This is a genomic window from Streptococcus oralis, from assembly GCF_001588645.1.
GTDB lineage: Bacteria > Bacillota > Bacilli > Lactobacillales > Streptococcaceae > Streptococcus > Streptococcus oralis_AB.
Genome location: NZ_LAYF01000004.1, coordinates 125,879 through 138,821 on the forward strand (window position 1 = coordinate 125,879; position 12,943 = coordinate 138,821).

The following is a 12,943-nucleotide window of genomic DNA, read 5'->3' on the forward strand; positions in this document are numbered from 1 at the left end:
ACTTCTCCTTTCCTTCGTGATTAATCAAGCACTTCGCCTGATTTTTTGTTGTAGCGAACTTTTTTACCGTCTACAAATTTGTAACCAACACGACCAGCTACACCATTTTTATCCAATACTTGGACGTTTGATACGTGGATAGCTGCTTCTTTCTCGATGATACCACCTTGAGGAAGCTCGTTAGTTGGACGTTGGTGTTTCTTAACGATGTTAACACCTTCAACGATAACTTTGTTTACTTTTGGAAGGGCAGTAAGGACAACGGCTTCTGTTCCCTTATCTTTACCAGCGATTACGCGAACTTTGTCGCCTTTTTTTACAAACATTAGGTTTCTCCTTGATTTTTCTTACGCCCATAAGGGCACCCTAGCTTGAAGCTAGGGGACTAGTTTGTTTTTTTAATATTAAAGTACTTCTGGAGCAAGTGACACGATCTTCATGAAGCCACCTTCACGCAATTCACGTGCAACTGGGCCAAAGATACGTGTTCCGCGAGGAGTTTTGTCTTCACGGATGATAACTGCTGCGTTTTCGTCAAATTTGATGTATGAACCATCAGCACGACGAGCACCTGATTTAGTACGAACGATAACAGCTTTTACAACGTCACCTTTTTTAACCGCACCACCAGGAGTAGCTTGTTTTACAGATGCCACGATAACATCACCGATGTTTGCAAATTTACGTCCTGAACCACCAAGAACTTTGATAGTCAAGATTTCGCGCGCACCGCTGTTGTCTGCGACTTTCAAACGAGTTTCTGTTTGAATCATTTCAGTTTTCTCCTTTCAGGTTTGATTAGATGATGACCGCTTCTTCAACAACTTCTACAAGACGGAAACGTTTTGTAGCTGAAAGCGGACGAGTTTCCATGATACGTACGATATCGCCTTCTTTGGCAACATTGTTTTCATCATGTGCTTTGTATTTCTTAGAGTAGTTAATACGTTTACCATAGACTGGGTGGTTACGTTTTGTTTCAACTACAACTGTGATTGTCTTGTCCATTTTGTCAGATACAACACGTCCAACAAGAACTTTACGATTATTGCGTTCCATTGAAATTTCTCCTTCCCTAGTCTATTATTTCGCTTCAGATTGAACTGTTTTGATACGAGCGATTTGTTTTTTAACTTCTTTCAAGCGAGCTGTTTGTTCCAATTGACCAGTAGCAGCTTGGAAGCGAAGTTCAAACAATTCTTTTTTCAATTCGTTTTCGCGCTTCGCGAGTTCTTCTTGAGAAAGACCACGAAGTTCTTTAACAAATTCTTTTACTTCATTAAGTTTCATGCCTTCTCCTTATTCTGCTTCACGTTTTACGAATTTACATTTAACTGGCAATTTGTGGCTTGCAAGACGAAGCGCTTCGCGAGCAATCTCTTCAGATACACCAGCGATTTCGAACATCACTTTACCACGTTTAACTGGTGCAACCCAACCTTCAGGTGCCCCTTTACCAGATCCCATACGCACACCGATAGCTTTAGCAGTGTATGATTTGTGTGGGAAGATTTTAATCCAAACTTTACCACCACGTTTCATGTAACGAGTCATGGCGATACGAGCAGCTTCGATTTGGCGGTTAGTGATCCAGTGGCTAGTTGTAGCTTGAAGACCGTATTCACCGAATGCTACTTCTTTTCCACCTTTTGCTTCACCGCGCATTTTCCCACGGAATTCACGACGGTGTTTAACACGTTTAGGTACTAACATTGGTTATTTACCTCCTTTAGTGTTTTTACGAGCTGGAAGAACTTCACCACGGTAGATCCATACTTTAACACCAAGTTTACCGTATGTAGTATCTGCTTCTTCCCAAGCGTAATCGATATCTGCACGAAGTGTGTGAAGTGGAACAGTTCCTTCAGAGTATCCTTCAGCACGGGCAATATCTGCACCGTTCAAACGACCTGATACTTGAGTTTTGATTCCTTTAGCTCCAGCACGCATTGCACGTTGAATTGCTTGTTTTTGTGCACGACGGAAAGCGACACGTTGCTCCAATTGACGAGCAATTCCTTCACCTACAAGGTGAGCATCCAAATCAGGTTGTTTGATTTCGATGATGTTGATGTGTACTTGTTTTCCAGTCAATTTGTTAAGTTTTGCACGGAGTGCATCAACGTTAGCACCACCTTTACCGATAACCATACCTGGTTTAGCAGTGTGAAGTGAAACGTTAACTTTGTTTACTGCGCGTTCAATTTCGATAGTTGAAACTGCTGCGTCAGCAAGTTCTTTTTGAACGAATTTACGGATTGCAAGATCTTCATGAAGGTAATCCGCGTATTCTTTTTCAGCATACCATTTGGCATCCCAATCACGGATGATGCCGACACGCATACCAATTGGATGTACTTTTTGACCCACGATGTTACCTCCTTATTTTTCTGCAACAGCCACAGTGATGTGAGCTGTACGTTTGTTGATTGGTGAAGCTGAACCTTTCGCACGTGGACGGAAACGTTTCATAGTTGGTCCTTCGTTTGCGAATGCTTCAGATACTACCAAGTTAGCTTTGTCCAAACCAAAGTTGTTTTCAGCGTTAGCTACAGCTGAATTCAAAACTTTCAAGATGATTTCAGCAGCTTTGTTTGGTGTGAATGTCAAGATTGCAATAGCATCGGCTACGCTTTTACCACGGATATTGTCAAGAACAAGACGTGATTTACGAGGTGAAACACGTACTGTACGAGCCATTGCTTTAGCTGAAGTAATTTCTGCCATTTATGTTCTCCTTATTTTCTACGTGTTTTCTTGTCGTCTGCAGCGTGACCTTTGTAAGTACGAGTTGGTGCAAATTCACCAAGTTTGTGACCTACCATGTCTTCTTGGATGTAAACAGGTACGTGTTTACGTCCGTCATAAACTGCGATAGTGTAACCAATGAAACTTGGGAAGATCGTTGAACGACGTGACCAAGTTTTGATAACTTTTTTCTTTTCGTCGTTAGCTTGAGCTTCAACTTTTTTCATCAAATGCTCATCGACGAAAGGTCCTTTTTTAAGACTGCGTCCCATTTTTATTTTTTCTCCTTTAAATGTTGTACCACAGCGGCTTGCGCTCACATGGAGCGCTACCGAGCTGGCGGATTTCCTAGTTGCTTAGGCGACTAGTTTACTATTACTTCTCGTTGCGACGACGAACGATAAGTTTGTCAGATTTCGCTTTCTTGTTACGAGTTTTAAGACCAAGAGCAGGTTTGCCCCATGGAGTAGATGGTGCTTTACGACCAACTGGTGCTTTACCTTCACCACCACCGTGTGGGTGATCGTTAGGGTTCATTACAGAACCACGAACTGTTGGACGGATACCTTTCCAACGGCTACGTCCTGCTTTACCAAGGTTTACAAGTCCATGTTGTTCGTTTCCGACAACACCAACTGTAGCACGACAAGTTCCAAGAATCATACGTACTTCGCCAGATTGAAGACGAACAAGAACATATTTACCTTCTTGACCCAATACTTGAGCAGAAGCTCCAGCAGCACGCACCAATTCACCACCACGACCTGGTTTCAATTCGATGTTGTGGATCAAAGTACCAACTGGGATGTTAGCAAGCGGAAGAGCGTTTCCGACTTTGATATCTGCTTCTGGACCTGAAACGATGCGTTGACCAACTTCAAGACCTTTTGGAGCGATGATGTATGCTTTCACACCGTCAGTGTAGTGTACAAGAGCGATGTTTGCAGAACGGTTTGGATCGTACTCGATTGTTTTAACAACTGCTTCAACGTTGTCTTTGTTACGTTTGAAGTCAACCAAACGGTAGAAACGTTTGTGTCCACCACCTTGGTGACGAACAGTGATACGACCGTTGTTGTTACGACCAGCCTTGCTCTTCAAAGCAACAAGCAATGATTTTTCAGGAGTGCTTGTTGTGATTTCAGCGAAATCCAAAGAAGTCATATTACGGCGACCGTTTGTTGTTGGTTTATAAACACGAATTCCCACGATATTTCCTCCTTAGATTATTCAGCTTCAGCAGCAAACAACTCGATTGCTTTTGAATCAGCTGTAAGTGTGATGATAGCTTTTTTAGTTTTGTTAGTAAAACCAGTGTAACGTCCAACACGTTTAGCTTTTGGTTTTACGTTGATTGTGTTAACATTTGCAACTTTAACACCTTCGAAAGCAGCTTCAACAGCTTGCTTGATCAAAAGTTTGTGTGCACGAGTGTCAACTTCAAATACATATTTTCCTGCTTCAAGTTGAGCCATTGAGCTTTCAGTGATGACAGGTTTTTTGATAACATCATACAAATTCATTATGCAAGAACCTCCTCGATTTTAGAGATAGCTGCTTGTGTGACAAGAAGTTTGTCGCTATTTGCGATGTCAAGAACACTTGCAGTTGTAGCAGTTGCAACTTTCACATTTGGAAGGTTACGAGCTGAAAGAGCTGCGAATTCATTTCCTTCTTCAAGGATAACAAGAACTTTAGAATCGATGCTCAATGCTGCAAGAACTTTTGCAAATTCAGCAGTTTTTGGAGCTGTAAATTCAAGAGAATCAACGGCTACAAATTTGTTTTCAGCAACTTTTTCAGAGTAAACTGATTTAAGAGCTAGGCGACGAACTTTTTGTGGAAGTTTGTAGCCGTATGAACGTGGAGTTGGTCCGAAGACAACGCCACCACCACGCCATTGTGGTGAGCGGATAGAACCTTGACGAGCACGTCCAGTTCCTTTTTGACGCCATGGTTTGCGTCCACCACCTGATACTGCAGAGCGGTTTTTAACAGCGTGTGTTCCTTGACGAAGGCTTGCGCGTTGGCTGATGATCACATCAAACACAACTGATTCATTTGGTTCGATACCAAATACTGCATCGTTAAGAACAACTTGGCCAGCTTCTTTACCAGTTTGGTCAAATAATGTTACGTTTGCCATTGTGACTGATTTCCCCTTTCTTTATTATTTACCAGCTTTAACTGCTGATTTGATAGTGATAAGAGATTTCTTAGCACCTGGTACGTTACCTTTGATAAGGATAACGTTCTTTTCTGGAACAACTTGTACAACTTCTAGGTTTTGAATTGTTACGCGGTCGCCACCCATACGTCCTGCAAGGTTTTTACCTTTGAATACGCGGTTAGGTGCAACAGGTCCCATAGAACCTGGACGACGGTGGTAACGAGAACCGTGAGCCATTGGTCCACGTGATTGTCCGTGGCGTTTGATAACACCTTGGAAACCTTTACCTTTAGAAGTACCAGTTACGTCAACAACGTCTCCAGCTGCGAATGTTTCAACTGTGATTTCAGCACCAACTTCCAAGCCTTCAACGTTTTTGAATTCACGAATGAAGCGCTTAGGAGCCGTGTTAGCTTTCGCTACATGTCCTTTAGCAGGTTTGTTGCTCAATACTTCGCGTTTGTCATCGAAACCAACTTGGATAGCGTTGTATCCGTCTGTTTCAACAGTTTTAACTTGAAGAACAACGTTTGGAGTTGCTTCAATAACTGTTACAGGGATCAATTCGCCAGCTTCAGTGAAGATTTGAGTCATTCCCACTTTTTTCCCTAAGATTCCTTTTGTCATGAGAAAATAGTTCCTTTTCTATATTTTTTATTCAAAAAGTTTTTAACGAGCGTTTTTTATGCTCAAGGTATCAAGCTTTAGATTAAAGTTTGATTTCTACGTTTACACCACTTGGAAGATCCAATTTCATCAACGCATCAACTGTTTTTTGAGTTGGGTTAACGATATCGATCAAACGTTTGTGTGTACGCATTTCAAATTGTTCGCGAGAGTCTTTGTATTTGTGAGTCGCACGAATGATTGTGTAGAGGCTACGTTCAGTTGGAAGTGGGATTGGACCCGCAACTTGTGCACCTGTACGAGTAGCTGATTCTACGATTTTTGCAGCCGCTGTATCAAGCGTACGGTGTTCGTAAGCTTTCAAACGGATACGGATTTTTTTGTTTGCCATCTTTTTCTCCTTTTCGTCTATTTAAGATAATAGGCTAGCTCCACAAGAAAACCGACGCGCGTTGCGTGGCAATGCAACCGAGCGTGTCGCAACCTCTTGCATCAAAGCTAAGGCTGTAATTTACAGCACCATAATAGAATAACACAAAGCCCCTGCGATTGCAAGGGATTTGTTAGGTTTTTTTCGTTTTTTTACTAATCTAAGTTACTAGAGTATGTTCTGGTCCTCTTTCGTAAATAAAACTTAGTTTGACAATTTACCCATTTTTGGTGGTGGCGATAAAGATAGATACTGTCTGATCTGGATCATATTTTTCAAAATCAATACTATACTGACGTTGCAGTTCTCTTGCTTCTTCTGCCTGCCAAATTTGCTGCCAGGTATGGAGGAAACCTTTTGAATCACTTGTATCCACCTCAAATACTTGGTAGGTTTGCCCTGAAGTGTCAAAATCCCAGTCTTCTTTATCGGATAGACTACAGAGCGACAAGCTGTAATCCCCCTTGTAGTCACTGACATAATCATGATAGACTGCATAAATCGGAAGCCCTTGGGCAAATGCCTCCTCTACTTCTTTCTGGTGTTCCTGCCATAGATGGCTAATTTTTTCCATCATGTTTGGATCTTGGAAATTATTGGTAGAGATACTACTGATTATTTTTAAAAACATTCCTTCGCTCCTTTTACTTTCACTTCTAAGGTGACTGACTAGCAATCAACCTCAGTTCTAAACTTTCTAACTACCAAGAGGCTACTTCACTCAACAAAATGAAATAGCATTCTTTGCGTATAGGATATATCTCGCCATTTACTATCAACTCCCTTTTCCTAGAGAGAATGGCACCCATAGTAAACAAAACGTTCAATTTACCGGTCTCAATCAGAGCCGAAAAACAATGCAGACTTCGACCAAGACCAGCCTCCCAACTCTTATTGATATAGTTTGGAAAGTTTTTAACGAGCATTTTTTATGCTCAAGTCTAGGACATAAAGGGATTCAAACTCAAAGCAAAAATAGGAAACCGACGCGCGTTGCGTGGCAATGTATCCAATCGTGATCACAACCTCTTGCATAACAGCTAAGGCTGTAATTTATAGCACCATGGTAGAATAACACAAAGCCCCTGCGATTGCAAGGGATTTGTTAGCTTTTTTTCGTTTTTTAAGATGAAACTGTCTTCCTATACATCTTTCTAGAACTCCTGATTTACGACTATAAAAATCAATCTTTTCTTCTATATAATACGAGTCATTTTGACTTTGAATTTATTTTCTGATTGATCCACTAAGATATCTGCTTTAGACTCGTTTTCTCTATAGTATCGCAGATACTGCTCCCGTCTCATCTGATGGCTAGCTAACACAAAGGAAGCATCTCGATTCCTCATAGTCGTATCTCGAGCTAGACGCCTCTTTAATTCTGTTTCTTCATCCGTGTAGAAACAGATGGTTTTGTCAAAGAGTTTCTCGGGTAGAAAGCCCACAGACATCCCTTCAACAATCAGAATCGGTTTGGCTCCAGATAAGACCTCGCTAGCCCTCCACGGTTCATCGATTGTTAAGACATCCATACCTGCCTGCAAGGCGAGAATATCTCTCTGTAAACTTGCCAGTTCATGCGCCACCGGGAGACAAGCTGTCACCTTTTGATCTGGCGCTTGCTTTGGTACTACCAGGTGACGTTCCGAGGTGATATAGGGATCTGTTTCTAGCAAATTTACTGTAGTAGAATCTAGGGTTTGATATAATTCCTGTGCGAAGGTTGACTTGCCCGAAGCCCCATGACCGTAGATCCCTAGCGTCCTAATTCTTCCCGTTTCGATCTCTGAAACCAGTTGTTCTATCAGATCTTTTTTCTTCATTCTCTCTTCACCTGTTCATAGCTTTCTTTTCCGTCATTGAGCTTATCCCAAATCACTACTTGCCCACTTTTGAGAGATTTTTGCACATCGATAATTCGTTGATTGGAAGAACCTCGAAACTGGAGCATGAGATTGCGCTTGCTTTTATCATACCGTCCATCGACAAGGATGTCAACCAGCGACAAGAGTTCCAGTTTATCTGGAGTTTCCAGCATCATTTCTTCCCAAGTGTAGCCCGTCCAGGACCAGATGTCTTTGTCTGGCAATTCCTTTCGGATACGTTTGACGAGGGGCAAGAGGATACCTGTATTAAGAAAAGGTTCTCCTCCTAGCAGGGTCAATCCTTGAACATAGAGTTGGGCAAGGTCTTCCATGATTTGTTCTTCTAATTCTGCCGTATAGGGAATGCCTGCGTTGAAAGACCAAGTCGCAACATTATAGCACCCCTCGCAGTGAAACATGCAACCTGATACATAGAGAGAGTTTCGCACACCTTCTCCATCGACAAAGTTGAAAGCCTTGTAATCAATGATTCGCCCTTTACTAAGCTCCTCACTTTTCCATTCACCTGGTTTTGGTGTATTCCATGTCATCCTTCTACTCCAAATCTATCCAGTAACGTTCTACGCCATTGCGAACATCCTCAAAGAGTCCGCCATTTGCCACAATCACCGCCCTACTAGCAGGATTCTCCGTACTACAGGTCACAAGTGCTTTTTTGATGTTCTTTTCCTTGCCAAATTGCAGACCTTGTCGGAGGGATTCTTTGGCATAACCCTTACCTCTTTCAGATGGACGAATGGAGTAGCCAATATGGCCCCCATTTTCTAGTAAGTAGGCATTTAATCGGAGACGAAGGTTGAGAAAGCCAAGAGCCTGGCCTGCTACGTCAAAACTAACCAGCTGGATAGCAGGAACCCAGTTTTCAGGAATATTGAGTCCCGCTTCCGCTTGAAGATTTTCTTCTAGCCACTCTTCATAAACAAAATTCTCAGCATCCCAAAATCCGCCATCGTGGGCTGATTGAGTCTGTTCAAACTCTGCCATCATCTCTAAAACTGTTTCTTTATCTGCCAATGTTGGTCTGCGTAGTATCATTTTTACCTCCAATTAAGAGAAAAGCGAGAGCGGACTCTCACTTTTATTTTTTCTTGTTCTTGTTTAAAAACTGTTCTCTGAGGTTGAGCAAGCGTTCTTTTTTACCTGTTCCACCTTTCGAGTGTTTCTCGTGATAACGGGTCACTTGTGCGCGTCCCTTATCGTCTAATTGGTATTTCCCCATTGCGTTTCCTTCTAATTTGTTACTTCATGTCCGGCTGTTTTAATAGTTGAACCGTTCATGTGTTTGACACGCGCAGCGATTTCCTTGTGGCGTCCGTTAACCATCGGACGCGCTTGAGGATTTCCCAGATAACCACACGTACGTTTGACCACATCTACTGTTTTAGGGTCGCTATTGCCACAGTTGGGACAAGCAAATCCTCTTTCAGTTGGTTCAAAATCCCCTTCAAAGTCACACTTGTAACAGCGATCAATCGGAGTATTGGTTCCGAGATAACCTACACGGTCATAAGCATAATCCCAAACAGCTTCCAAAGCCTTTGGATTTTGTTGGAGAACCGGGTACTCGCAGTAGTGGATAAAGCCACCAGATGCACCCGCTTCTGGGTAGACTTTCTCAAAGTCCAATTTTTCAAAAGGTGTTGGATTCTTGCGGACATCATAATGGAAGGAATTTGTGTAGTATTCTTTATCTGTAATATCTGGAATAGAGCCGAATTTCTCCGTATCCAAGCGACAGAAGCGGTCTGTCAAACTTTCAGACGGCGTTGAATAGATAGAGAAATGGTAACCATATTGGTCAGACCACTCTTCCACTCGACGTTTCATATCGCGGATGATATCAAGTGTGAATTCCTTGGCTTCAGGATTGCTTTCCCAACTGTTTCCAAAAAAGACTGTAGCCACTTCGTACAAACCGATGTAGCCCAGCGAAACTGTCGCACGGCGATTCTTAAAGAGTTGGTCAACACTTTCTTCTTTTCCAAGACGGCGACCGAAGGCTCCGTACTGATAGAGGATAGGAGCATTCGCTGGTGTTGCTTCCTTGGTCCGTTCAACACGGTAAACCAGAGCATCTTCCGCGATATTCATCCGCTCATTGAAGATTTCCCAAAACTTATTCAGATCCCCTTCAGACTCGAGGGCGATACGAGGCAAATTGACCGTCACAACACCTAGATTCATCCGACCTGAATTGACCTCAACACCATTCTCATCCTTCCATCCTTGGAGGAAAGAACGGCAGCCCATAGGAACCTTGAAGGAGCCTGTCAGGTCGATAATCTTATCATAGGACAAGACATCTGGGTACATCCGCTTGGTTGCACACTCAAGAGCCAACTGTTTGATGTCGTAGTTAGGTGAACCTTCCTCTAAGTTGAGTCCTCTTTTCAGCGTAAAGATGAGTTTGGGGAAGATGGCTGTTCGATGTTCTGAACCAAGACCCTTGATACGAATGGTCAAAATAGCTTTTTGAATTTCACGCTCAAAACGATTGGTTCCCAGACCAAAACCTAGCGAAGTAAAAGGTGTTTGGCCATTTGAAGTGAAGAGAGTGTTGATTTCATACTCGAGAGATTGCATGGCATCGTAGATATCTTTCTGCGTTTTCTTCCAAGCGTAATCTTCCCGTTTGTCAGGTAAGACCCACTCTTCCGCATCCTTGAGGTGTTTCTGGTAATTCTTCTCTGCATACGGTGCCAAGACTTCATCGATACGGTCAGCTGAACAGCCCCCATACTGGCTAGAAGCAACGTTGGCGATAATTTGTGAAATTTGAGCGGTCGCAGTCTGGATAGACTTGGGACTTTCTACCTCCGCATTTCCAATCTTAAAACCATTTTCCAACATGCCTTTAAAATCAATCAAACAGCAGTTGGTCATCGGTGTGTAGGGACTGTAGTCCAGATCATGATAGTGGATATCCCCTTTTTGGTGAGCATTGGCTACGTGCTTAGGAAGCATTTGCAGCCCGATTGACTTCCCAACAATCCCTGCTGTCAAATCACGCTGGGTATTAAAGACATCGCTGTCTTTATTGGCATTTTCATTGACAACTGCCTGATCTTTATTGAGCAGCTTATGGATACTAAAGTTGATATCTGTCGCTTTTGAGCGCTCAAAATCCCTTTGTGTCCGATAAGTGATATACTCCTCAGCCAAGGCATATTCTTTGGCTTCAAGGAGTTCATGTTCTACGACATTCTGAATTTCGTAAATCTTGACACCTTGAGGAAAGCGACTGTGAATTTCAGTGACGATTCTTTCAACCAGACCGTTTAGGCGTTTTTCTACTAGAGGCGTAAGGTCCATAACCTTTTCTGCCGCCTTGTGGAGAGCCTTGTCAATCTTGTCTACATCAAACACTACACGTCTACCATCTCGTTTTTCAACGAACAAGGTGGGAACGGTTGCAAGCTTTTCTTCTAATACAATCATATCCATGCTCTTTTCTAAAATATTGTTGAATTGTTTATATTCAGTATTATACCACTCTAAAAATAAAAATCAATATCTTGTGTCAAAAATCCTAAAATTTTTAAAATTCCACAAGATATTGATTTTTTTATTTAGATTTATAAAGTTTGAATTCACTAGTATCTGTCTGAACAAGCTCATATTTTTCGCTGAGCCAGCTCTCTACATCCGACCACAAGGCAACTTTTTGATTGACCATAATCATCTTTGGTTGATTTTCTTTTAGATCATTCATCAGTTTAGTTTTATTTTCGTCGCTTGCAGTATAGAGTGTTGGTGTCACTAGAGAAGTCGGCGCCAAGCGCTCACTTGCACGATAGAAATCTGGGCGATCATCCCAAGCATAGACACGATCCTCAGAACTCGTTTGCTGTTTGACCACACTAGCAAGACGTTCTCTCTCCTGATAAGTCGCCGGATGTGAAAGGTAGCGACTCAGGATAGGAAGAGCAATGAGGTAGGCAAAGGCAAACAGTGGCAGATAGAAATTCCCTTTAATAAAAGAATCTTTTTTCTCACGTCTTCTACGACGACTCCCTCCCTCCGAAGCAGTTTCCTTGATTCCTGTCAGAAGGAGCAAGACCAAGAAAGGAAGGAGAATAACGAGACGAGTACCGTTGACAGGTTCATTTGAGAGAATCAAGATTCCCAAAGAAACCAACAAGCCCAAGCTAGCAGCAATTGATAAGGCATATTGCTTGGCTGGTTTTGACTGGAATAAACCAGTAAAGAGCAAACCAAGGGAACCTAGCCCCACAGCAAGCAAGCCATAGAAAGCCGCATTTTCAAGTAAATGCGAATTTGAGAAAAGGCTAAGAGTATTTACTGGATATAAGGTCTGGCTAATGGCATCCCCAAAACTACCTGTCCACACTGTATAGTAGCCTAAAGGATAGAATAATAGTGAGAATCCTAAGGCTGACGCAAAGAACTGATATAATCCGTGAACAAAGCGGCCTTTGCCTAGATTAAAGCCAATGATACCCAGAGCCAGTACAGCCGCAAACAAGGTTGTAGGAAGCGGTGCAAGGAAGAAAGCGAGAGCAAGGCTCATCCCTACTCTTACAAATCCTTTGTCGTCATTTGGATAAGCCAAATAGTTCGTAACAATGCTCAATGAATAAAATAGGAAAGGCAAGGCTAGCAAGAGAGCATAGCCACCACCAAAAGCGAGTCCTGCCACTAACAAATAGAACACAAATACCAGCTTCTTGGCTTCTTCTGCTTGACCAGTAAGAGCATCAGCGGATTTAAAAAGGAAAACACCTGCTCCAAACAAGGCCAACCACTCAACCAAAGCAAGCAGAATACTTCCTAGGGAAAGATAGGTTAGCAAGTAATAGAGCAATCCATTCGTTCCAAAGTAATCTGTATACATTTGACCATTTTGATGCAAGGCCCAACCGGTATAAAGATCCTGAGTTTGTTGCGGACTGACTAAACCAAAAATAAAAGGCAGGACAACCGAAATGGCTGTGGCCACTAAACTCCAAAGCATGATACTAAAAAAGGGAATGGGAGCTCCTTCTCTCTTTTCTGGCGCTGACCAGTCTTGGTAATGAGATCCTTCTTGTTTCTCATCTATTTTCCCGTATACGTTCATTC

Annotated in this window: 20 protein-coding genes; all 20 read right to left on the minus strand. The window is 42.4% G+C overall.

Going from position 1 to position 12,943, the window contains the following annotated elements:
* Positions 1-20: 20 nt before the first annotated feature.
* Entirely contained in the window at positions 21-326 is a 306-nt protein-coding gene (rplX, locus tag A0739_RS04430) for a 50S ribosomal protein L24 (RefSeq protein ID WP_000497691.1), read from the minus strand.
* A 78-nt stretch (positions 327-404) separates the two neighbouring features.
* Positions 405-773, minus strand: coding sequence for a 50S ribosomal protein L14 (rplN, locus tag A0739_RS04435; RefSeq protein WP_000616545.1), 369 nt, complete (start codon positions 771-773; stop codon positions 405-407).
* 25 nt (positions 774-798) lie between these two features.
* The gene (rpsQ, locus tag A0739_RS04440) at positions 799-1,059 is read right to left on the minus strand and encodes a 30S ribosomal protein S17 (RefSeq protein WP_000440801.1); all 261 of its coding nucleotides are present in this window, start codon (positions 1,057-1,059) and stop codon (positions 799-801) included.
* A gap of 24 nt (positions 1,060-1,083) precedes the next feature.
* Positions 1,084-1,290, minus strand: coding sequence for a 50S ribosomal protein L29 (rpmC, locus tag A0739_RS04445; RefSeq protein ID WP_000772918.1), 207 nt, complete (start codon positions 1,288-1,290; stop codon positions 1,084-1,086).
* 9 nt (positions 1,291-1,299) lie between these two features.
* On the minus strand, positions 1,300-1,713 hold the full coding sequence (gene rplP / locus A0739_RS04450) for a 50S ribosomal protein L16 (protein ID WP_000960946.1): 414 nt from the start codon (positions 1,711-1,713) through the stop codon (positions 1,300-1,302).
* A 3-nt stretch (positions 1,714-1,716) separates the two neighbouring features.
* Entirely contained in the window at positions 1,717-2,370 is a 654-nt protein-coding gene (gene rpsC / locus A0739_RS04455) for a 30S ribosomal protein S3 (RefSeq protein WP_000529936.1), read from the minus strand.
* Positions 2,371-2,382: 12 nt separating this feature from the next.
* The gene (gene rplV, locus A0739_RS04460; protein ID WP_000818137.1) at positions 2,383-2,727 is read right to left on the minus strand and encodes a 50S ribosomal protein L22; all 345 of its coding nucleotides are present in this window, start codon (positions 2,725-2,727) and stop codon (positions 2,383-2,385) included.
* Between the two features lie 11 nt (positions 2,728-2,738).
* Positions 2,739-3,020 carry a 30S ribosomal protein S19 gene (gene rpsS / locus A0739_RS04465; RefSeq protein WP_000533766.1) on the minus strand — a complete coding sequence of 94 codons (282 nt, stop codon included), beginning with the start codon at positions 3,018-3,020 and terminating at the stop codon, positions 2,739-2,741.
* Positions 3,021-3,123: 103 nt separating this feature from the next.
* Positions 3,124-3,957, minus strand: a complete 834-nt coding sequence (rplB, locus tag A0739_RS04470; RefSeq protein WP_000512910.1) for a 50S ribosomal protein L2 — start codon at positions 3,955-3,957, stop codon at positions 3,124-3,126.
* Between the two features lie 17 nt (positions 3,958-3,974).
* Positions 3,975-4,271, minus strand: a complete 297-nt coding sequence (locus tag A0739_RS04475; RefSeq protein ID WP_001055347.1) for a 50S ribosomal protein L23 — start codon at positions 4,269-4,271, stop codon at positions 3,975-3,977.
* Complete coding sequence (gene rplD, locus A0739_RS04480) at positions 4,271-4,894, minus strand: 50S ribosomal protein L4 (RefSeq protein WP_000024539.1); 624 nt, start codon at positions 4,892-4,894, stop codon at positions 4,271-4,273. Before rplD ends, A0739_RS04475 begins: the two co-directional genes overlap by 1 nt.
* Positions 4,895-4,918: 24 nt before the next feature.
* A complete protein-coding gene (gene rplC / locus A0739_RS04485) occupies positions 4,919-5,545 on the minus strand; it encodes a 50S ribosomal protein L3 (protein WP_000160197.1) in 627 nt (208 codons plus the stop codon).
* Positions 5,546-5,627: 82 nt separating this feature from the next.
* Complete coding sequence (gene rpsJ / locus A0739_RS04490; protein ID WP_001284513.1) at positions 5,628-5,936, minus strand: 30S ribosomal protein S10; 309 nt, start codon at positions 5,934-5,936, stop codon at positions 5,628-5,630.
* A 256-nt stretch (positions 5,937-6,192) separates the two neighbouring features.
* Positions 6,193-6,606 (minus strand): effector binding domain-containing protein, encoded by a 414-nt coding sequence (locus A0739_RS04495; protein WP_061587197.1) that lies wholly within the window; start codon positions 6,604-6,606, stop codon positions 6,193-6,195.
* Positions 6,607-7,171: 565 nt separating this feature from the next.
* Positions 7,172-7,798 carry a uridine kinase family protein gene (locus A0739_RS04500; protein WP_061587198.1) on the minus strand — a complete coding sequence of 209 codons (627 nt, stop codon included), beginning with the start codon at positions 7,796-7,798 and terminating at the stop codon, positions 7,172-7,174.
* Positions 7,795-8,391 (minus strand): anaerobic ribonucleoside-triphosphate reductase activating protein, encoded by a 597-nt coding sequence (gene nrdG, locus A0739_RS04505; protein WP_061587199.1) that lies wholly within the window; start codon positions 8,389-8,391, stop codon positions 7,795-7,797. Before nrdG ends, A0739_RS04500 begins: the two co-directional genes overlap by 4 nt.
* A gap of 4 nt (positions 8,392-8,395) precedes the next feature.
* Positions 8,396-8,896 (minus strand): GNAT family N-acetyltransferase, encoded by a 501-nt coding sequence (locus A0739_RS04510; RefSeq protein WP_061587200.1) that lies wholly within the window; start codon positions 8,894-8,896, stop codon positions 8,396-8,398.
* Positions 8,897-8,939: 43 nt separating this feature from the next.
* Positions 8,940-9,080 (minus strand): hypothetical protein, encoded by a 141-nt coding sequence (locus A0739_RS04515; RefSeq protein WP_000521625.1) that lies wholly within the window; start codon positions 9,078-9,080, stop codon positions 8,940-8,942.
* 11 nt (positions 9,081-9,091) lie between these two features.
* Complete coding sequence (gene nrdD / locus A0739_RS04520) at positions 9,092-11,299, minus strand: anaerobic ribonucleoside-triphosphate reductase (protein ID WP_061587201.1); 2,208 nt, start codon at positions 11,297-11,299, stop codon at positions 9,092-9,094.
* Between the two features lie 127 nt (positions 11,300-11,426).
* Positions 11,427-12,941, minus strand: coding sequence for a hypothetical protein (locus A0739_RS04525; protein ID WP_061587202.1), 1,515 nt, complete (start codon positions 12,939-12,941; stop codon positions 11,427-11,429).
* Positions 12,942-12,943: the final 2 nt, after the last annotated feature.